The organism is Thiohalocapsa sp. (assembly GCF_022340605.1).
Taxonomy (GTDB): domain Bacteria; phylum Pseudomonadota; class Gammaproteobacteria; order Chromatiales; family Chromatiaceae; genus Thiohalocapsa.
In genome coordinates, this window is sequence record NZ_JAJDNQ010000119.1 from 17001 (window position 1) to 35830 (window position 18830).

Genomic DNA, 18830 nt, shown 5'->3' on the forward strand with positions numbered 1-18830 from the left:
GCAAGAGCGGCTGACACCACAAGCCCGGCTTCGCCGTCGGGATCGGGAGCTGATGATGGCTGGATTCACGCGGTTTGGGAGACGCCTCTTGGGCGGTGTGGGTATCGCCCTGCTCGGAGCGGTCGCGGCGATCGTGATCGCCTATGTGCTTTGGGCGCGCGCGCAGCCGCCACTAGAGCTTTGGCATCAGGTCGATCTGGACGAGGAATTCACCGCTGCCAAAGCGCAGGAGGTCGCAAGCCTCGATGACTACCTGGCCCTGGAAGACCGTCTGTATGACGAGCTGGATGCGAAGGTCTATGCCAAGACCCCGACCGGCCCCGCGCAACGGCTGAACCGCTTCAGCCCGGGCAGCGCATCCGATCCCAGGCAGCGGCACCCCAACTGGAACCGCACCTTCGAGCTTATCCCCGAGCATCCGGTGGGCGGCGTGTTGCTGCTGCACGGCATGTCCGACGGGCCGTACAGCCTGCGCGCGCTCGGCGAGGCGCTTTACGACAAGGGCTATCGGGTGCTGGGGCTGCGCATGCCGGGGCACGGCACCGCGCCGGCGGGTCTGCTCACCGTGACCTGGGAGGACATGGCCGCGGCGACACGATTGGGCGCTCAGCATCTCGCCGCCGCCGTCGACGGCAAGCCCATTCATATCATCGGGTACTCGACCGGTGGCGCCCTCGCGCTCGACTATACGCTGGATGCCATGGACGACGCGGACCTCGCCGTCCCCGCCAGCCTCGTGCTGGTCTCGCCCGCCGTCGGCGTCACACCACTCGCGAAGCTGACGCGTTTGTTCGACCTGATGGGCCAGCTGCCGGGGCTGGAGCAGCTGGCCTGGACGAGCCTGGTGCCGGAGTTCGATCCATTCAACTACAACGCCTTCACGGCCAACGCGAGTTTTCAGGTCCATCGCATGACGCGTGCGACCACGCGCCGTATTCAGCGCATGGCGGCCGAGGCGCCAATCGCCGGCTTTCCGTCGACGCTGGTGCTGTTGACCGTCGTGGACGCGACGGTCTCGCCGCGGTCCGCCGTCGAGAACCTGCTGCGGCACCTGGCACCGGACACGCACGAGCTTCTGCTCTACGATATCAATCGTTATGCGCTGAAGTCGCCGTTACTCGTTGCCGATACCGGGGCGCTCACCGAACAGTTGATGGCGGACGACACCTTGCCCTTTGTCATCACGCTCGTCGGCAATGAGTCGGCGGACAGTCGCCGGGTGGTCGTCCGCCACAAGCCGCCCTTCGCGGCCGCGGCCGTGCGCACCGAGCGCCTCGCGGCCGACTGGCCGGACGACACCATCTCGTTGTCGCATGTCGACTTGCCGTTTCCGCCGGACGACCCCTTGTATGGTCAGTATCCCCCGAAGACCCCGGGTCAGGTGTTCCTCGGGCAGCTCGCGATACGCGGTGAGCGCGGCGTCCTGAAGGTCCCGGCGCAATGGCTGCTGCGGTTGCGTCACAACCCCTTCTATGCGTATCAAGAGCGGCGTGTGCTCGGCTGGATCGAGCGCGCCAACGGCGCACACGGCGGCGTGCGGGACTGAGCTGCGCTCGGTCGACTGCGCACGCCTCGCAATCCGCTGCCGCCGCGCCCGTGGATCGTCGATCCCGTTCGCTGTCCGGCGCGAGCGAGTGTCGACCTCCAGGTCGATACGGATCAGCGCCGCGGGCGGCCTTGAGCGTGGCCTCGATACTTCCGCATGAATGCACCAGGTTGAATGCGCGCTGGTCCGCGGGCCGGCCGGCAGGCCCGCTCGCGAGCGGGCGTTAGCGCACGGTGATCTCGCCGGTCATCGTGTGCCAGAGGGTGAGGACGACGCCGTCGCCGACCTTGAGCCGGCTCAACGCGGCCTTGTCTTCCAGCTCGAGGGTGCGTGTTTGATGGGGCCCCCGGATCTCGACAGTGCCGGCACTCGGATCGACGCCAACGATTTGGCCCAATAGGCGCACCTGGTTTTGCAGCGTTCCGGCCGGCCGGTTGCTGCCGGGCTTGCGCTCGACGTGAGTCGTGGCTTGCCGACCCATGGCACCGGCATCCCGGCCCGTTTGCAAGGTAATGAGCGCGGCGGTGGTCTCGGTGAGCTGCACCTGATTGCCGATGCGCACTCGGTCTAGTCGCGAGACCTCCGGCGGGATGCGTAGCACTTCAAAGGTGCCATCGGGCGTGCGGACGGTCATCATCCGGGTGTCCGCGTTTACTACCACGACCCTGCCTTCGAGGGTGGTACGCGCTCCCATCGCCTTGATGGGGTGTGTTTGCAGGTCCGGCTGCGCCTGGACGCCGACGGTGGGCGCGAGCCCGAGGCAGAGGGTCAGGATGGCGGCGGGAATGGCTTGATGCTTCATGGGGCAATTTCCTCATGGGGTGGTCGTCGGGAAGAACGAGATGACCAGCGCACAGGCGATGGGCGGTGGGAGCATGGAGGCCGGAGCGCGGCGGAGGACCCTGCAAACGCACATGCCATGGGCACAGTCGTTGGTGTCGCGGCCGATGCTCAAAAGGAGCCGAACAGCGTCCCGAGCACGATCACCGCCGCCAGCGCCAGCAGCGCGCCGACGATGGAGACCATTCGGAAAGAATTGCGCGATGGAGCCGGCGGCGCCGGCCATGAAGGTCTGAGTCCAGTCCGCGAGCAAGGGCTCGAAGGCGAAGGCAGCGGCCAGCATGGCCGCGAGCGGCGTCAGCAGCAGCACGCTCCAGCCGCGATAGGCGAGCCAGATCAGCAGGCCCAAACCGGCCAGGATGCCCATCAGTCCCATCATCGAGCCCATCAGATGCCCTCCAGCAGGTGGTCGAAGTCCAGCGTCGGACGCCGGCCGAGGTCATCGCCGTGGCGCTCCAGAAATTCGCCCGCCGCGCGTCGACCCTCGTCGCGCAACATGACCAGAAAGGCCCATTCGGCATTGAGCTTCGAGGAATAGCCCAACTCCACCATGCGCTCGGAGGCGATGCGGTGCATGCGCATCCCGGCCCAGAGCGCTCCCTCGCTGTGGCCCGGGTCGGCCACTTGGCGCAGCAGCGCGATCATCCGCAGCTCCTTGAGCAGGGGCGCATTGAACGAGATCTTAGCTATGGCGGACGAAATCTGTGCTGCGACGCTGTTCGGGGATCGGCCATTCAGGGACCGATCGGGTACGATGATGGACGGCGGTTGTCCATCGCCTCGGTCTCATCCAGCCATCCGACTGGCCCGTGCACAGCATCCGGACCTTGGGGCTCCTTCTCGATCGCAGATCAGGCGGCCGCCTTCCGCGTACACGCATCAGGACATGACGTTCGCTGATACCATGCTGAATCACTCGTTATCACCCATTGCGTTCTTCCGCTTCCGTGTCGGTTCCCGGACGGGATGGCCAGTCCATCGGCGCCTGCTACGACGGCGTTCGCGGTGTGCCGCGGGCACTACTTCGCCGATCCGGACCGCCGCGCTGGGGTTGGCCATGCTCGTCCAGCCGGCGGCGGCGGATACCGTCATCATGCGCAATGGTGATCGCTTCACCGGCGAGGTGGTGCGTGAGGAAGGCAGTGAGCTCATAATTCGCACACAGTACGCCGCCGGGGCGATCGCGCTCGATTGGGCGCAGGTCAGGGAGGTGAAGCTGGACGCCCCCGTGCCGGTCGTGCTCGAGGACGAGACGGTCCTCTCCGTCGCCGCGCTCCGACGGGAGGATGACACGTTGCGCCTGCAAACGCCCACCGAGAGCGAGCCCCTCACCGTGTCGCCGGAGCAGGTACGCCTCATCCAGCCTGAGGCTTGGGAGACGGGGCACGGCGGCAAATTCAGCGGCGCCGTCAATCTAGCCCTGGAGGACGACACGGGCAACACGGACGCCACCGAGCTGGATATGGATATGACCCTGCGCTATCGCCGGCGCTGGAGCGAGCTCGAGACCTATGGCGAGCTCGAATACGACACCACGGACGGCGAGCAGACGGCCAACAAATGGAAGCTGAACAACAAGTACTCGCGTTTTTTCCCGGACACCCGTTGGTACGGCGCGGCGTGGCTGCGTCTCAAGAAGGACCGCTTCGCCGACGTGCGTTTGCGTACGATCGCCGCTCCAGCGCTGGGTTATAGGTTCGAGACAGGCGGTGCCCGGTTCAGCGTGGAGTTGGGACCCACGTACCTGAACGAGGACTATTACGCACACGCCAACGAGTCGTACTGGGGGCCGGGTCTCTTCGTGGACTATCAGCAGGGCTTGCTTGGGGACCGCCTGGAATTCTACCTGCACGGAATGGCTTTCACTGCGCTCAGCGAAGAATCCAAAGACCTATCGGTCTCCTGGTTCGGCTTGCGCGCTCCTTTGAGCGCGGGGTTCGTGGGCAGCATCGAGTATGAGATCGACCACGACGACCCGCCCGCGGTCAATGCCAAGCCCACCGACCAGACCCTGAGGCTGAAGCTTGGTTATGAATGGTGAGCCCGGGGGCGGCGCGCCAGGCAATTGCCGGCGACGCCAATCCACGGGCGTTTTCCGAGTCTCAGTCCGGACTCTGTTTGTCGGCTGCGCGACCCTGCCGCCGTTCTCGTATGGCGATGATCACCGGTGCGAGGATGGACGCCACGATGCCCGCGGCGAAGCCGTTGTTGTAGAGATTCAGCCCGCCATGCACCGATCCCACGGAGAGTGCAGCGGATGAGTGGATGAAGCCCGCCACGATGCCCCAGCGCCACCCGAAGTGGCCGGCGATGGGGGCAAGATTGGTGGCGAAGAGCGCTGCGAGTTGGATGGACGGGTCGGCGACGCCCCAGGGCTTGGCCAAGGAGCCGAGGAACACCCCCGCCATGATGGGTGTGATGTTGAAGACGTGCTTGCCGAAGGCCGCGAAGCCCGCGACCGAGAGCAGGGCGCCGATCACGGGGCCATTGATGTCCCCGCCAATGGCCAGGATGTAGCCCAGCGCCAGCCCGCCGCTCAGGCCCATGTTGATGAGTGTCGCACCGAGACCCACCGTGGCGATGAAATCGCTCGGCGCCTGCCCGGACAGGCGCAGCAGTTGCCTGAGCTTGCGCAGCGCCCCGCGGTCCAGCACCAGCCCCAGGATCACCAGGGACGCGAACAGCGCCCCCATGAAGCTGCCGAGGAGCAGGTTGTTGCCGGTGGTCCAGACGAACACCGGGTCCGGCACGAAGCCGTAGGACTTGTACAGCGCGACCACCAGGGTCCCCACCAGTCCGGCGGTAAAGCCCATGTTATAGAGCGCAAAGCCCATGTGCGCCTTGAACAGCTGCGCCGCGGCCGCGGGCAGGATGAACCCGACCACCACCCCGGTGGCCATGGCCAGCGGGATGCTAACGGCCGGCGCGAGCGCACTGCTGAACAGGATCTCGGATACGAGGGGTGCGAGTGCCACGCCGAAGAACGCCGTGTTGATGTGTTGCGCGAAGGGCTCGCCGCGGAAGCGGGCGTACAGCCAGACGCCGGCGGCGATGAACCAGATATTGAGCAGGTTCTTGCCGAACAGCCCAAAGCCCAGCACCAGGAAGAGGCAGGCCACCGCCGCACCCGTCATGCGCGCGCGGGCCAGGTAGTAAACGCCGCTGACGACGAGGGTCAGCAGCCCGGCGCTCACGAGTCCGGCGCCGACACCGCCGACGCCGAAGTAGTCGGTGAGCAGGGTGTCACGGGACGTCAGGATCGCGGTGAGGCCGCGCGCGACGTCGGTCGGCCCGTCCACCACCAAGCCGAAGATCACGAATACGGACGCATAGGCGGCGACGATGAGCAGGATCAGGTTGTCCTGCGCGTTGCGCGGGGTGATCTCCTTCCGGTTGGTCGGGGGCTGATCGGTGTTTGCGGCCATGTTGACTCCGGCTGGTTGGGTGTCGCGGGCGGGGAGGCGCCAGAAGCATAGCAGGGCCGAAACCGGCCTGACGACACCTAACCCCGAATGAGCTTGGACGCGAGAAAAATGAGCTTTAGCGTGAGCTAAGCGCCTGGTGCCTTGACGCACAGCACGCGTGCAATTACGGTTACTGGCACGCAAGATCGGCGAATGAGCGGACCATGCATCTGACCCCCCGAGAGTTCGACAAGCTATTGGTCTACATGATGGCGAACGTCGCCCAGCAACGCCGTGACAAGGGGATTAAGCTCAATCACCCCGAGGCGGTGGCGATCATTTCCGCGGCCTGTCTCGATGGGGCGCGTGCCAGTAAGACCATCGATGAAGTGGTCACCGAGGCTCGCTCGCTTCTGAGCAAGGACGACGTCATGGAGGGCGTCGCAGATCTGATTCCGTCGGTACAGATCGAGGCGGTCTTCACCGATGGGAGCCGCCTCGTCACCGTTCACTCCCCAATTCAATAGATGGCTTGCAGGAGGGCTGTATGGCTCAAGTGAAAGCAGGTCCAGCGGTAGCGCCGGACGTCGATCCGGCGACGGTTGCGGTGGAGATTGGTGGCTACGTCTGTGCCGCGGATCCAGTCGCCTTCCACGATGATCTCCCGGTGACCAGGCTCAAGGTCCGCAACACCGGCGACCGGCCGGTGCAGGTGGGCTCCCATTTCCACTTCTTCGAGGTCAATCGCGCCCTGGAATTCGATCGTGCGGCGGCATTCGGCCGGCACCTGCTGATCCCTGCGTCCACGGCGCTGCGCTTCGAGCCCGGTGATGAGCGCGAAGTGGAGCTGGTGCCCTATCGCGGCAGGCGCGAGACCTACGGCTTCAACAATCTGGTGGACGGCGCCACCGCAGGCGAGTTCGGCGCGCAGCAGCAGGCGCGTGCGCTGGAGCTGCTCCAATTGCGTGGTTTCTGCTCCAGCGGTGGTCAAGCATCCGGCAAGCCTTGAGGGCCGCGTCGGCAGGTTCGGCGCGGACCCGTTGGCGAGCTTCGGCGTAGTACCGAAATGCCTTTCAAGCGCGCCCTTACCGAATCAGCGCGCCCTTATCGAGGTCAGGAGAGCGTCATGGCGTCCATTTCACGCAGCGAGTACGTCGGCCTCTACGGCCCCACGACCGGTGACCGCATCCGGCTCGGTGATACCGGGCTCTTCGTGGAAGTGGAGCGAGACCTGCGCGGCCCGGCCGGCGATGAGGTGGTCTTCGGTGGTGGCAAAAGCCTGCGCGAAGGGCAGGGGATGGACAATCAGCTCACCCGTGCGGGCGGTGCGCCGGACCTGGTCATCACCAATGTCACGATCATCGATGGCGTGCTCGGTGTCGTAAAGGCCGATGTGGGCATTAAGGACGGGCGCATCTGCGGCATCGGTAAGGCTGGCAATCCGAAGGTCATGGACGGCATCACGCCGGGCCTGGAATGCGGACTCGCCACTGACGCCATCTCCGGCTCGCACCTGATCCTGACCGCCGCCGGCATCGATACCCACATCCATTTCATCTCGCCCCAGCAGGCCCATGCGGCGCTGTCCAACGGCACGACGACACTCATCGGCGGCGGCACTGGCCCGTCGGATGGCTCCAATGCCACCACGGTGACACCGGGGCCCGGCAACATCGAGAACATGCTCCGCGCCTTCGAAGGCTGGCCGATGAACATCGGCATCCTCGCCAAGGGCCACGGCTTCGGCAAGGCCGCGCTGGTGGAGCAGGTCACCGCGGGTGCGGTGGGCTTCAAGTGCCACGAGGACTGGGGCACGACGCCGTCAGTGCTCCGCGCGGCGCTGAGCGTTGCCGACGACATGGACGTGCAGGTCTGCATGCACACGGACACGCTGAACGAGTCCGGCTTCGTCGAGGACAGCATCGCCGCCTTCGAGGGCCGCACCATCCACTCGTTCCACACCGAGGGCTCCGGTGGCGGCCATGCGCCGGACATCATCAAGGTGTCGAGCCTGCCCAATGTGCTGCCGGGTTCCACCAACCCGACCCTGCCGTACGGCATCAACTCGCAGGCCGAGCTGTACGACATGATCATGGTCTGTCACCACCTGAGCCCGGACATCCCGTCCGATGTCGCCTTCACCGAAAGCCGCATCCGCGCGGAGACCATCGCCGCGGAGAATGTGCTGCACGATCTCGGCATCATCTCGATCTTCTCCAGCGATTCCCAAGCCATGGGCCGTATTGGTGAATGCTGGCTGCGCTGCATCCAGACGGCCGATGCGATGAAGACCCAGCGTGGGAAACTGCCCGAAGACGCACCGGGCAACGACAACTTCCGCGTGCTGCGCTACGTCTCGAAGATCACCATCAACCCGGCCATCGCGCACGGCATCTCGCACCTGCTGGGCTCGGTGGAGGTGGGCAAGGTCGCGGACCTCGTGCTCTGGGAGCCGGGCTTCTTTGGCGCCAAGCCGAAGCTCGTGCTGAAGAATGGCATGATCAGCTGGTCGCTGATGGGCGATGCGAACGCCTCGCTACCGACGCCGCAGCCGGTGCTTTACCAGCCCATGTTCGGTGCAATTGGTCAGGCGCTGACCGACAACTGCTACACCTTCGTGTCGCGCGCGGCTTTCGACGCTGGCATTCAAAGGCGTCTGGGCTTGCGCCGGCGGGTGGCGCCGGTGGTTAACACCCGCAAGATCGGCAAGGCGAATATGGTGCGCAATGCCGCCACGCCGAACATCGAGGTGGATCCAGAGACCTTCGCCGTGACCGTGGACGGTGTGCATGCCACGGTGGAGCCACTGCGCACCGTCTCGCTGAATCAAAAGTACTTCTTCAGCTGATGGTCACGGCCATGTTGCTCATCGAACAGGTGCTCGGCAATGCGGCCGAGCCTGACTGGTCCGAGCGCCTCACGGGCGCGCGGCTGGATGTGCTGGAGCTGGACCATTGGGAGGCACAGAAGAGCCGCCTGCGCAAGCACACCGCGGGCGGTACCGAGCTGGCCATTTCCCTGCCGCGGGGCACGTTCCTGCACAACGGCGATATCCTGCTGTGGGATGCGCAGGTGTCGGCGGCGCCCGCTGCGGTGATCGTGCGCGTTCGCCTGCGCGACGTGATGGTGGTGCATCTGGACGAGGTCGCACAGGGTTCGATCGAGCTCGCGCTGCGGACCTGCGTGGAGCTGGGTCATGCGCTCGGCAATCAGCATTGGCCGGCGTTGGTCAAGGGCGATCGGGTCTTTGTGCCGCTCACCGTCGATCGCAAGGTCATGGCGTCGGTGATGCAGACTCACGGCTTCGAGGGCATACGCTGGGAGTTCCTGCCCGGCGCCGATGTTGTGCCATATCTGGCCCCGCACGAGTCGCGGCGCTTGTTCGGAGGCGCGGAGGGGCCGGTGCACCGGCATCCGCATGCCCATGGGGATGCGTCGTGAGCGCCGCCTTCGGGTCTGCCAGTCACTGGGCCGCCGGCGGCGAGGGCGTGCCGGCGCAGCCTGGCTTGTCGCTGATCCGCGCGTTGCAGTTCGGCGACTCGCTGCTGCCCGTTGGCGGCTTCGCGTTCTCGGCCGGACTGGAGTCGGCGATTCAGACCGGCGTGGTGAGCGACGTTCACACGTTGGAGGAATTCACCCGCACCGCGTTGCAGGAGGCGGCGCTCGGCGACGGCATTGGCCTGATCTGGGCGCATCGGGCCGCCTCCGCCGGTGATTTGGCATGGCTCGCGCGGGTGGACGAGGCGGTCCATGCCCGCAAGCTGGCAAGCGAAGCCCGGACCATGTCCTTGCGCATGGGCCGCAAGCTCACGGAGCTGGGGGCCGCGGTGATCGATGCGCCACTGCTCATCGCGTGGCGCGAGCGCGTCGCGGCGGGCACCGCCTTCAGCTGCTACCCCGTGGCGCTCGGCAGCGTCTTCGCGGCGCAAGGCCTGCCCGCGCGAGACGCCTTCGCGGTGCACCAGTACGGCGTCGCGGCGATGCTTCTCGGTGCCGCGCTGCGGCTGATGCGCATCGACCACATCGCGACCCAGCGACTGCTGTACCGACTCAATAGCGACGTGGACGCGGCCTACACCCATGCCGCGGACGCGCGGCTAGAGGACATGGCCGGCTTCGCACCCCTCACCGAGGTGCTGGCGGCGGTCCATGTGAAGGCTTCCGTGCGGCTCTTCATGAGCTAGGGAAACGCCGATTTTTGCGTTTTCCCTCCGGGCCATGGATGCCCCGGCATGTTCAAAGGCGTTGAGCCTCTGAACATGAAGTAAAGCGAAAACCACGCTTTTCGCTTTGCGTGCTGAAAATGGGCAGCAAGTCCATTATCAGCGTCTCTTTGGAACTGATCGAAGCGGAAGGCAGGTCATGAGCAAGAAGATCACCCGCGTCGGCATCGGCGGCCCGGTGGGCTCCGGCAAGACCGCGATCATCGAGGCCATCACGCCGCCGCTGCTGGCGCTCGATATCCGGGTGCTCATCGTGACCAACGATGTCGTCACCACCGAGGACGCCAAGCACGTGCAGCGCACGCTGAAGGGCGTGATGGCCGAGGAGCGCATCCTGGGCGTGGAGACGGGTGCCTGCCCGCATACGGCTGTACGCGAGGACCCGAGCATGAACCTCGCCGCCGTGGAGGATATGGAGGCGCGCTTCCCGGAGGCCGACCTGGTGCTCATCGAAAGCGGCGGCGACAACCTGACGCTTACCTTCTCGCCCGCGCTGGTGGACTTCTTCGTCTATGTCATTGACGTTGGCGCCGGCGACAAGATCCCGCGCAAGAATGGCCCCGGCATCACCCAGTCCGACATTCTGGTGATCAACAAGACGGACCTCGCCCCCTACGTCGGCGCGGATTTGGACGTGATGGCACGGGACTCCGGACTCATGCGCGGCGAGAAGCCGTTCCTCTTCACCAATTGCAGGACAGGCGCGGGCATCCCTGAGCTGGTGGAACAGATCCGGCGCGACTTCCTGTTCGATCTCGCGCTGCCTGAGCGGCGCTCGGTGTGATGGCCGCTGCCAACGGCCAAGGCACCCCGTCGCGGCCGTTGGGGGGCGCCGCCGTGGTTGGCGCCCGCACCGGGTCCGTCTTCGCGGAACCGGCGGCATTCCGCGACGAGCCGGCGCAGATGCGCAGCGGTGCGGTCGGCAAGAACGGCTTCCTGCGGCTCGGCTTCGAGCGTCGCGGAGCGTGCACCGTCCTCGCCGAGCTGGATCGCCGCATACCCTGCCTCGTGCAACGGGCCTTGTACCCCGAGGCCGCGCTGCCGGATTTCGCCTGGGTGTTCATGATCACCACTACCGGCTGCGTACTGCAAGGCGACCGGCTCACGCTGAAATTGCAGCTTGGCCCGGGAGCGCGCGCGCACGTCACCACCCAGGCGGCGACCAAGATCCACAGCATGGACGCAAATTACGCCGCGCAGACCCAAGCCATCAGGCTGGAGGATGGCGCCTACCTGGAATTCCTGCCCGAGCCGCTGATCCCCCATCGCGGCGCGCGCTTCTTAAGTGAAACCACGATTGAGCTGTCCGAGACCGCAACGCTACTCTACGGTGAGATCCTGCTGCCGGGGCGCAAGCACCATCGCCCGGACGAGTGCTTCGGCGCGGCTCTGCTGCAACTTGCTATGACGGCGACGCGCCCCGACGGCCGGTTGCTCTTCACCGAGCGGCTCCTGCTGGAGCCGGCACGGCGGTCGCTGCGCCAGACGGGCGTCATGGGGGACTTCGACGTGCTCGGCAACGCCGTGGTGCTGACGCCGCCCGATGTCGCCGAGCGCATCGAGGCCCGCACCGAGGCCGCGGTCGATCTCGCCGATGGTGTCGCCTGCGGCGCCTGCCGGCTGCCCAACGACGCCGGGCTGATCTTCAAGGTGCTGGGCCGAGAGGCGGCGCAGGTGAGAGCCGCCATGCGCCGCTTCTGGGCCATTGTGCGGGCGGAGGCGACCGGTGCGCCGCTGTCTGCGCCCTTCTTCTGGCGGTGAAAGTCAGCGATTCGGGCATGACGGGTTGGTCAGTAACGATGTCATGGCTGCACAAGCGGAGGACACGGCATGACGACGACGGGCGCATCGATGCCTTGGCGGCGGGCCTGCGAGGGCTCCGCGCTGTTGCGCTTCCTGGACTGGAACCTGCGCGGCATCGGGCAGGTGCTGTTCCAGGACAACGCGTTGTCGGGGCTTTTGTTCCTGGTCGCGATTGGCTGGGGTGCGGTTGCGCTGGGGGTACCGGAAGTCGCTGTGGGCGGGCTGCTCGCGGTGCTGGTAGCGACCCTGACGGCCCGCTGGCTGCGGGTGGACGCGGCCGGGCTCGCCGCCGGGCTCTATGGCTACAACGCCTTCCTGCTCGGCATCGCGCTGCCGACCTTTCTCGCCGCGTCGCCGCTGCTGTGGGTGTTCGTCGTGCTCGGTGCGTTGGTGAGCGTGATTGCGACGCGCGCGCTCGCCGAGGCGCTGAAGCCGCTTGGCATTCCCGTGCTGACGGCACCCTTCGTGCTGGTCACGCTGATGCTGTTGCTCGCGTCCAACGCCTTTAGCGGCGTCGATGCAGCGGCACTGCCCGACGTCGGGTTCATGGCGCCGATCCCACCGGAGGCCGCGGACCCGTTGCGACCCCTCGCGTTCCTCGAGGGCGTCGCACACAGCCTCTCCCAGGTGTTCGTGAAGGGCTATGTGCCGTCTGGCTTGTTGATCCTGGCCGGACTGGCAGTGGGCTCGCGGCGAGCGGCGGGCCTTGCGCTCGCGGGCGCGCTGATCGCGCTCTTGGTGGCGCACCTGATGGGGGCCGAGAGCCAGTTGGTGACGGCCGGGCTGGTGGGCTTCAATCCGCTGTTGACGGCGGTCGCCCTGGGCGCCGTGTTCCAGCGCCCCGGCGTGCGCACCGCCATTTATGCGCTGCTGGCCACCGTGCTTACGGTGCTGGCACAGGGGGCGATGGTGGCCCTTATTACGCCCTTTGGCGTGCCGACGCTGACTGCGTCCTTCGTGCTGGTCACCTGGCTCTTCCTGCTTGCGAGGCTCGATTCATCGACACGCTCGGGACCTGCGTCATGAGCAAGCGATCCCGGTTGGTCGATCGGGCTCGGCAATCGCACACGCGAAGCACATTTGCTCTCGATATCCCGCCTGTATCACCACTGGCATTTGCTACCACAATGGACGTGGTGGTATTCGCGGGCCTTTGTGTACCCTCTCACCTTCGAAATCGGAGCGTTGTATATGCCTGTCGCACCCTGGCCCCCGAAAAATCCCGAGCAACTCGGGGCGACGTTTGCCAAGCTCGGCTGGATCGGCTTCTTCATCCAACTGCTGTTGCTGGCCGTACCGCTGGTGCTGGCGGTGTACATGATCTTCGGCTTCTCGCCGGTGTCCGCCGCACGTAAGGGCATCGACCTCAGCAACTATCTCTCCTACGGCAGCCTGATCGTCACCATCTTCACGGCGTTCTGGTTCTTCCGTTATCCGCGGCTTGGTCACCGTATCGCTGCCGGTGATCCGGGTCTCAGCGGTGGCGGAGTCATCAAGACCGTCTGGATCGGCATCTGGGCCAGTGGGATTGGCATCGTATTCTCGATGCTGATACTGATCGGCACGGCCAGCCGCCTGCTGTTCGTGATGCTGGCCAACCCGCAGACCGGGCTCATGGTCTCCCCGCAAATCGGCGGCAACCCTAACCAGTCCATCTCCGCGCTGGACGGCATCAGCCTGCTGACGCTGCTCATCCTGTTGACGGCCGAGCTTGTGGTCCTTGGGCTTTCGATGTGGTTGTTGTACCGCACGGCGACGCCGGAGACCAAGGCGGCCAGGGGATGAATCGGTACGGCCGACCTAGGCGCTCGTCGGCGCGTTAGAGATCCGCCCGCGGAACCTGCGCAGCGCCTGGCGCGGCGGTTGCGGAGCAACTCCAAACTGCCGCGGGCGTGGTCGCCATTGCCCGCGGCAAGTAGCAGCCTGAGCACCATGACGATAAGTCGATCCGTCGCGTTCATAATTCGGTCTCTGCTCCTGTTCGGCTTCTGGCTGCTGTTGCTGGAGCCGGACGCTTTTTCGCTTGCGGCAATCGGCCTCGACTGGGCGGTCGGCGCAGTCACCGCCGGGGGTGCGGCGCTGCTCAGCCTGCGGCTGCTGCCGCCGGGCTCGGGCGCGCCACGACCCTGGCCGTTGCTGCGGTTCGTGCTGCGCTTTCTGAAGCAGTCCCTGCTCGGCGGGCTCGACGTGGCGCGCCGGGCGCTGGATCCGCGTCTGCCATTGGCGCTCGGCTTCGTTCATCAGCACACGGTGTTGCCCCCCGGCACGGGCAGGGCGCTGTTTGGCGCATTGACCAGCCAGACGCCCGGTACCCTGGCAGTCGACGCGGGGCGACCGGGCGAAGTGCTGTACCACTGCCTCGACGTGCGTCAGGACGTCGCGGGTAGTTTGGCCGCGGACGAGGCGCTGTTTGTGCAGGCCCTGTTCCCACAACTGGGGGCGGCCGGCGCCGCCGGGCGCGTGGAGGACCGTTCATGACAGGCTTCCTCTTGATCGCGGGTGTCTTCATTCTGCTCACGGTTTTGCTCGGGTTGGTGCGGGTTCTGCGGGGCCCGGGCGATGCGGAGCGCCTGATGGCGGTACAACTGCTCGGCACCGGCGGCGTTGCGGCGCTACTGCTCCTGGGCAGCGCCATCGATCTGACGGCCACGACGGACTTGGCCCTGTTGCTGGCACTGCTCGCGGCCTTTGCCGCGATCGCCTTCGTCGCCGGGTTGGGCGCCAATCCAGGCGCCTTCACAGCCGCTCGTCCGGTGTCGGCGCCCAGCTCGCATTCCAACGGCGATTCGCCGGCGGGTGACTGATGTCTTTGGCAGACGCTTTCACCGCGGTCTTCGTCTCGCTCGGCGCCTTCTTCTTCTTTGCGGGCTGGGTGGGGCTGGTGCGGTTTCCCGACGCGCTGAGCCGGCTGCATGCCCTGAGCAAGGCGGATAACCTCGGGCTGGGGCTGGTCGTGATCGGTCTCCTGCCGCAAGCGAGCTGGCCCTTCGGCACCCTCAAGCTCATCGCGCTCTGGCTGGTGGCGGTCCTGGTCGGCGGCGCCTCCGCGCAGCTGCTGGCGGGCGCCATTCATGCGCAGGCTGCCGAGACGAGCACCGGTGGCGAGCCGGGGAGGGGTACCGAGGCCGCGCCCGGCGCCAACGGCAATGACAAGGCGACAAGCTGATGCCCGATGTGTCGCTGCCAGATCCGCATTGGGCCGACCTGCCCCTGGGTTTCGCGCTGCTGGTGCTGGCGCTGTGGCTGACGTGGACCCAGCGTGATCGAGCTGCGGTGATCGGTTTCACCGGGTACGGCTTGCTGGTGGCCATCGCCTGGGTGCGGCTGGGGTCCATGGACGTTGCGCTCACGGAGGCGGCGCTCGGAGGCGGCTTGATGGGGCTCTTGTTGCTGACCGCCGCGGCCAGGCTGGGCGAAGAAACCGATCAGCCCGCGCCGGGCCTACCCGCCCGGCTCTCGATCGCCCTGCTGTGTCTGGGGGTTACGTTGGTGCTGGCTGCCGTGGTGCTGGGTCTGCCGTCGCCCGCCCCCAACCTGGTCGCACCCGTGGCGAGCCATCAGGCCGTCACGGAACTGGGTAATCCCGTCGCCGCCGTGCTGATTGCCTTTCGCGCCGTGGACACGATGCTGGAGTCGGTGGTGCTGGCGCTGGCGGTGATCGTGCTTTGGTCTTTCGGCGCGGATCGCGCCTGGGGCGCGCGCCCGCGGGCCCTCCACCTCGGCCCACCGAGTCCGGCGCTGGTGTTCCTGGGTCGGCTGCTGCCGCCGGCGGGGCTGATCGTGGGCGTGCACCTGTTCTGGACCGGCGCCGATCACCCGGGCGGCCCGTTTCAGGGCGGCGCGGTGCTAGCGGCCATGGCGGCGCTGCTGTGGCTCGCCCGGCTCGGCGAGCCGCCCCGGGTCAGCGACGGTCTCACCCGCCTGGGCATCGTCGTCGGGCCGCTGCTGTTCCTGCTCATTGGGCTCGCGGGGGCGGTCATCGCCGATGCCTTTCTCGACTATCCGGAGGCGTTGACCAAACCGCTCATCCTGCTGATCGAGGCGGCCAAGACCCTGTCCGTCGCGGTGGCACTGGCCTTGCTCGTGGCCGGACCGCCGGAGCTGCCGGGGCCGATGCCACCCCGCCAAAGCGGTCGGGCAGCAAAGGGGGTCACGCCATGAACGAGGCGCAGCTCTATGGTGTGTGTGGCGCCGGCCTCGTCGGCATCGGGCTCTACGGTGCGATTCTGGGACGCAGCACACTGCGGCGGCTGCTCGCGTTCAACCTGGTCGGGAGTGGCGTGTTCCTCATATTCGGCGCCATCGCGCGGCGCGGTGGCCTCGCCGGCGGCGCGCAGAGCGATCCGGTGCCGCAGGCACTCGTGATCACCGGGCTGGTGGTCGCCTTTGCGGCGACTGCCTTGGCGGTTGCGCTCCTGATTCGGCTCGCGACAGTGGCGCACGAGGCCGCGTCCGCGGCTGCGACGCCCGGATCGACTGACGACCCGTCGACGCCAGCCACGGCGTCGCAGGGCAGGGGCGAGCGCGGGCCAGGACATGTCGGGGCAGGGCACTCATGACCCTGCTCAATGCCATCGACCCGTGGCTTGCGGGCCCGCGGTCAGCGGAGCTGTTGTTCCCGACCCTGGCGCTGCCGGTGCTGGGGCTGCTGCTGGCACCATTGCTCGGGGCGCGTTGGGCACGGCTGCTGGCGCTGGCGAGCCTCGTGGTGGGGCTTGTGCTTGCGCTCGCCTGCACGGCGGCCTTGGTGGCCGCGGACGCCCCGCTCGTCTACGCGCTCGGGGGCTGGGCCGCGCCCCTCGGTGTCGAGCTGCGCCTCGATGGACCCGCGGCGCTGATGCTGCTGCTCACGGCCGTGCTGCTGTTGCTGATCGGCCTGCATGCCGCCGGGGAATTCAGCGTGCGGGCCGCCGGTCGCCGTGCGACGCTGGCCTTCTGGACGCTGCTGCTCGGCGTTTGGGCCGGGCTCGACGGCTTGTTCCTCGGGCGAGACCTCTTCAACCTCTACGTGGCCATCGAGGTGCTCACGTTCTCGGCGGTGCCGATGGTGTGCCTGAAGGGGCACGCCGCGCAGTTCCAGGCCGCCTTCCAGTACCTGCTGTTCGCGCTCTTGGGCTCGGCGCTCTACCTGCTGGGCGCCGGGTTGATGCTGGGGGTGCACGGGACCTTGGACATCGCCCAGATCCGCGTTGCGCTCGATGCGGTCGCGACGCATCCGCCCGATATTGGCGGCGATGCTCGCGCGGCCACGCTCGCGGCCGTGGCGCTGATGAGCACCGGACTTCTGGCCAAGACCGCGCTGATGCCGCTGCACTTGTGGCTGCCGCCGGCGCATGGCGGCGCACCCGCGCCGGCCAGTGCCGTGCTTTCGGCACTGGTGGTGAAGGGGTCGTTTTTCCTGCTGTTTCGGCTCTGGCTGGACTTGGTGCCGGACCTGCCGCAATTGCACGTCGGTCTGCTGCTGGGTGGCTTGGGGGTCTTCGCCATTCTGCTTGGCAACCTGATGGCACTGATGCAGGCCCGGCTCAAGCTGCTGGTGGCCTATTCGACGCTGGCCCAGATCGGCTATCTGTTTCTGCTCTTCCCGCTGGCGAGCGGTGCGTCCGGCGGTCCCGCGGCCACGGCGGCGTTGATCCAAGTGGTCTCCCACGCTTTGGCCAAGGCGTCGCTGTTCCTGCTCGCCGGCCGCATCCTTGTCGCCTTCGGCCATGATCGCCTGCCGGCGCTCGACGGCTTTGGCCGGGCGATGCCCGCGACCCTGCTGGTCATCTTGATGGCTGGTTTGGCGCTGGTGGGGCTGCCGCCAAGCGGCGGGTACTTGGTGAAGTCTCTGTATGCTTCCGCCGCCGCCGATCTGGGGGCATGGTGGTGGCCGCCGGCGCTGGAGCTGGGTGGGCTGCTCAGCGCCGCATACCTGGCGCGAATCCTGTCGATTGCCCTGAGCCCCGCGCCGGCATCCGGGACCGGGACCGGCGCCGCAGCAGGCGGCGGCCACATTCTGCGGGCGCCGATCACCGGATTGGCCGCGCCGGCACTGCTGGCGGTCTGCGCGCTGCTGCTGGGGCTCTTGCCGCCGGCGCTGTTCTCGGTGATGGACGTCGCGCGGCCGGGCATGGGCTCGGCCACGGCGGTGGCCGGTGTGATGCTGAGCGCACTGACGCCGAGCGGCTTCTGGCGCAGCGCCGGCCCCGTGCTGACGGTCGCGTTGGTGGTTGTCCTGTTCCACAGCGCCGGCGAGTCGGCGTGGGGGCGGCGTATCGCGTCCATCGGGCGCGGCGTCGCCGGGTTCGAGGGCTGGTTGCGACAATGGCGGACTGCCGGCGCACTCTTGTTGTTGTTCCTGCTCATTCAGGTCTGGACGTCGATAGGATGATGTCGCGTCACCCGCGCGAGGCCCGCAGTGCCCATTTCGGCGGCGACGCTCGCAGCGATCTCATCCCTGCCCGCCTCGCTGCCCCGGCCTCAGTAGTCATTCACCCTCGGCGCCGGCCACACCGGGCGCTGTCAATTGATCGAGGAGGCCGCATGCTTCAGTGGTTTGGACCGGAATCCGTGTCGCGCGGACGCGCGCTCCTTGCACTCTTGCCGGCGTGTGCGGCACTGCTGCTCAGCGCCTGCGACATCGACCAATCCGCCGAGCCCGCGCCCAAGCCCGTGCGCCCGGTGCGCGTCGCCGAGGTTGTCGAGGCCGGCGGCGGTGAGGAAGTCACGCTGACCGGAACCGTCGAGGCGGAGGACTCCGTCAACCTGGCCTTTCGCGTGGGCGGCCAGCTCATCGCGCGCAGCGTCAACGTCGGCGACCGGGTGCACGCGGGGCAGATCGTGGCGCGCCTGGACCCGGCGACGGCGCAGCACGCGGTGGACGCCGCCCGTGCCAAGGTCGCGGCGGCCATGGCGCGGCTGGTGGAGGCGCGCAACACCATTGCGCGCTATGAGCCGATGCTGGCGCGTGGCTTCGTTGCCCGGCAGCAGTTCGACCGCGCGCAGGAGGCGCTGAGCGCCGCGCAGGCGCAG

The 18830-nt window shown here is 67.2% G+C and carries 22 protein-coding genes; 18 read left to right on the forward strand and 4 right to left on the reverse strand.

What is annotated here, in order from left to right; genetic code table 11:
- Positions 1 to 97 precede the first annotated feature (97 nt).
- A complete protein-coding gene (locus tag LJE69_RS15325; RefSeq protein WP_296926651.1) occupies positions 98 to 1546 on the forward strand; it encodes an alpha/beta fold hydrolase in 1449 nt (482 codons plus the stop codon).
- Positions 1547 to 1769: 223 nt separating this feature from the next.
- Here the strand turns inward: LJE69_RS15325 and LJE69_RS15330 are convergent, their stop codons facing one another.
- The 3 genes from LJE69_RS15330 to LJE69_RS15340 are packed head-to-tail and all read right to left on the reverse strand — an operon-like array spanning position 1770 to position 3031.
- A complete protein-coding gene (locus tag LJE69_RS15330) occupies positions 1770 to 2348 on the reverse strand; it encodes a hypothetical protein (protein ID WP_296926653.1) in 579 nt (192 codons plus the stop codon).
- A 12-nt stretch (positions 2349 to 2360) separates the two neighbouring features.
- Positions 2361 to 2774, reverse strand: a complete 414-nt coding sequence (locus tag LJE69_RS15335) for a hypothetical protein (RefSeq protein ID WP_296926655.1) — start codon at positions 2772 to 2774, stop codon at positions 2361 to 2363.
- Positions 2774 to 3031 carry a hypothetical protein gene (locus LJE69_RS15340; RefSeq protein ID WP_296926657.1) on the reverse strand — a complete coding sequence of 86 codons (258 nt, stop codon included), beginning with the start codon at positions 3029 to 3031 and terminating at the stop codon, positions 2774 to 2776. Before LJE69_RS15340 ends, LJE69_RS15335 begins: the two co-directional genes overlap by 1 nt.
- Before the next feature lie 412 nt (positions 3032 to 3443).
- On the opposite strand from LJE69_RS15340, the gene LJE69_RS15345 reads away from it, so the two are divergent.
- Entirely contained in the window at positions 3444 to 4427 is a 984-nt protein-coding gene (locus LJE69_RS15345; RefSeq protein ID WP_296926659.1) for a DUF481 domain-containing protein, read from the forward strand.
- A gap of 61 nt (positions 4428 to 4488) precedes the next feature.
- Here LJE69_RS15345 and LJE69_RS15350 read toward each other — a convergent pair whose 3' ends face one another.
- Entirely contained in the window at positions 4489 to 5811 is a 1323-nt protein-coding gene (locus LJE69_RS15350; protein ID WP_296926660.1) for a DUF1576 domain-containing protein, read from the reverse strand.
- A gap of 203 nt (positions 5812 to 6014) precedes the next feature.
- Here LJE69_RS15350 and LJE69_RS15355 point away from each other — a divergent pair, with 203 nt between their 5' ends.
- The 16 genes from LJE69_RS15355 to LJE69_RS15430 all read left to right on the forward strand — a co-directional run.
- Positions 6015 to 6317, forward strand: coding sequence for an urease subunit gamma (locus tag LJE69_RS15355; protein WP_296926662.1), 303 nt, complete (start codon positions 6015 to 6017; stop codon positions 6315 to 6317).
- A 20-nt stretch (positions 6318 to 6337) separates the two neighbouring features.
- Entirely contained in the window at positions 6338 to 6799 is a 462-nt protein-coding gene (gene ureB, locus LJE69_RS15360) for an urease subunit beta (protein ID WP_296926664.1), read from the forward strand.
- Positions 6800 to 6916: 117 nt separating this feature from the next.
- Positions 6917 to 8638, forward strand: coding sequence for an urease subunit alpha (locus tag LJE69_RS15365; RefSeq protein ID WP_296926667.1), 1722 nt, complete (start codon positions 6917 to 6919; stop codon positions 8636 to 8638).
- On the forward strand, positions 8638 to 9231 hold the full coding sequence (locus LJE69_RS15370) for a hypothetical protein (protein ID WP_296926669.1): 594 nt from the start codon (positions 8638 to 8640) through the stop codon (positions 9229 to 9231). The genes LJE69_RS15365 and LJE69_RS15370 overlap by 1 nt, the downstream gene beginning before the upstream one ends.
- Positions 9228 to 9974 carry an urease accessory protein UreF gene (locus LJE69_RS15375; RefSeq protein WP_296926671.1) on the forward strand — a complete coding sequence of 249 codons (747 nt, stop codon included), beginning with the start codon at positions 9228 to 9230 and terminating at the stop codon, positions 9972 to 9974. The genes LJE69_RS15370 and LJE69_RS15375 overlap by 4 nt, the downstream gene beginning before the upstream one ends.
- 178 nt (positions 9975 to 10152) lie before the next feature.
- Positions 10153 to 10797 carry an urease accessory protein UreG gene (ureG, locus tag LJE69_RS15380; protein ID WP_296926673.1) on the forward strand — a complete coding sequence of 215 codons (645 nt, stop codon included), beginning with the start codon at positions 10153 to 10155 and terminating at the stop codon, positions 10795 to 10797.
- On the forward strand, positions 10797 to 11774 hold the full coding sequence (locus tag LJE69_RS15385) for an urease accessory protein UreD (RefSeq protein WP_296926675.1): 978 nt from the start codon (positions 10797 to 10799) through the stop codon (positions 11772 to 11774). Before ureG ends, LJE69_RS15385 begins: the two co-directional genes overlap by 1 nt.
- 69 nt (positions 11775 to 11843) lie before the next feature.
- Positions 11844 to 12842: an urea transporter gene (locus tag LJE69_RS15390; protein WP_296926678.1), complete on the forward strand. Its 999-nt coding sequence runs from the start codon at positions 11844 to 11846 to the stop codon at positions 12840 to 12842.
- A 165-nt stretch (positions 12843 to 13007) separates the two neighbouring features.
- Complete coding sequence (locus LJE69_RS15395) at positions 13008 to 13601, forward strand: DUF3611 family protein (RefSeq protein ID WP_296926680.1); 594 nt, start codon at positions 13008 to 13010, stop codon at positions 13599 to 13601.
- Between the two features lie 117 nt (positions 13602 to 13718).
- Positions 13719 to 14294 (forward strand): Na+/H+ antiporter subunit E, encoded by a 576-nt coding sequence (locus tag LJE69_RS15400; protein ID WP_296926682.1) that lies wholly within the window; start codon positions 13719 to 13721, stop codon positions 14292 to 14294.
- Positions 14291 to 14620, forward strand: a complete 330-nt coding sequence (locus LJE69_RS15405) for a monovalent cation/H+ antiporter complex subunit F (RefSeq protein ID WP_296926684.1) — start codon at positions 14291 to 14293, stop codon at positions 14618 to 14620. Before LJE69_RS15400 ends, LJE69_RS15405 begins: the two co-directional genes overlap by 4 nt.
- Complete coding sequence (locus LJE69_RS15410) at positions 14620 to 14982, forward strand: monovalent cation/H(+) antiporter subunit G (RefSeq protein WP_296926686.1); 363 nt, start codon at positions 14620 to 14622, stop codon at positions 14980 to 14982. Before LJE69_RS15405 ends, LJE69_RS15410 begins: the two co-directional genes overlap by 1 nt.
- Positions 14982 to 15977: a hydrogenase subunit MbhD domain-containing protein gene (locus LJE69_RS15415; RefSeq protein ID WP_296926688.1), complete on the forward strand. Its 996-nt coding sequence runs from the start codon at positions 14982 to 14984 to the stop codon at positions 15975 to 15977. Before LJE69_RS15410 ends, LJE69_RS15415 begins: the two co-directional genes overlap by 1 nt.
- Entirely contained in the window at positions 15974 to 16375 is a 402-nt protein-coding gene (locus LJE69_RS15420; protein WP_296926691.1) for an NADH-quinone oxidoreductase subunit K, read from the forward strand. The genes LJE69_RS15415 and LJE69_RS15420 overlap by 4 nt, the downstream gene beginning before the upstream one ends.
- Complete coding sequence (locus LJE69_RS15425; protein ID WP_296926693.1) at positions 16372 to 18189, forward strand: proton-conducting transporter membrane subunit; 1818 nt, start codon at positions 16372 to 16374, stop codon at positions 18187 to 18189. The genes LJE69_RS15420 and LJE69_RS15425 overlap by 4 nt, the downstream gene beginning before the upstream one ends.
- 152 nt (positions 18190 to 18341) lie before the next feature.
- Positions 18342 to 18830, forward strand: a 489-nt coding sequence (locus LJE69_RS15430) for an efflux RND transporter periplasmic adaptor subunit (protein WP_296926695.1), incomplete at its 3' end; no start/stop codon positions are given.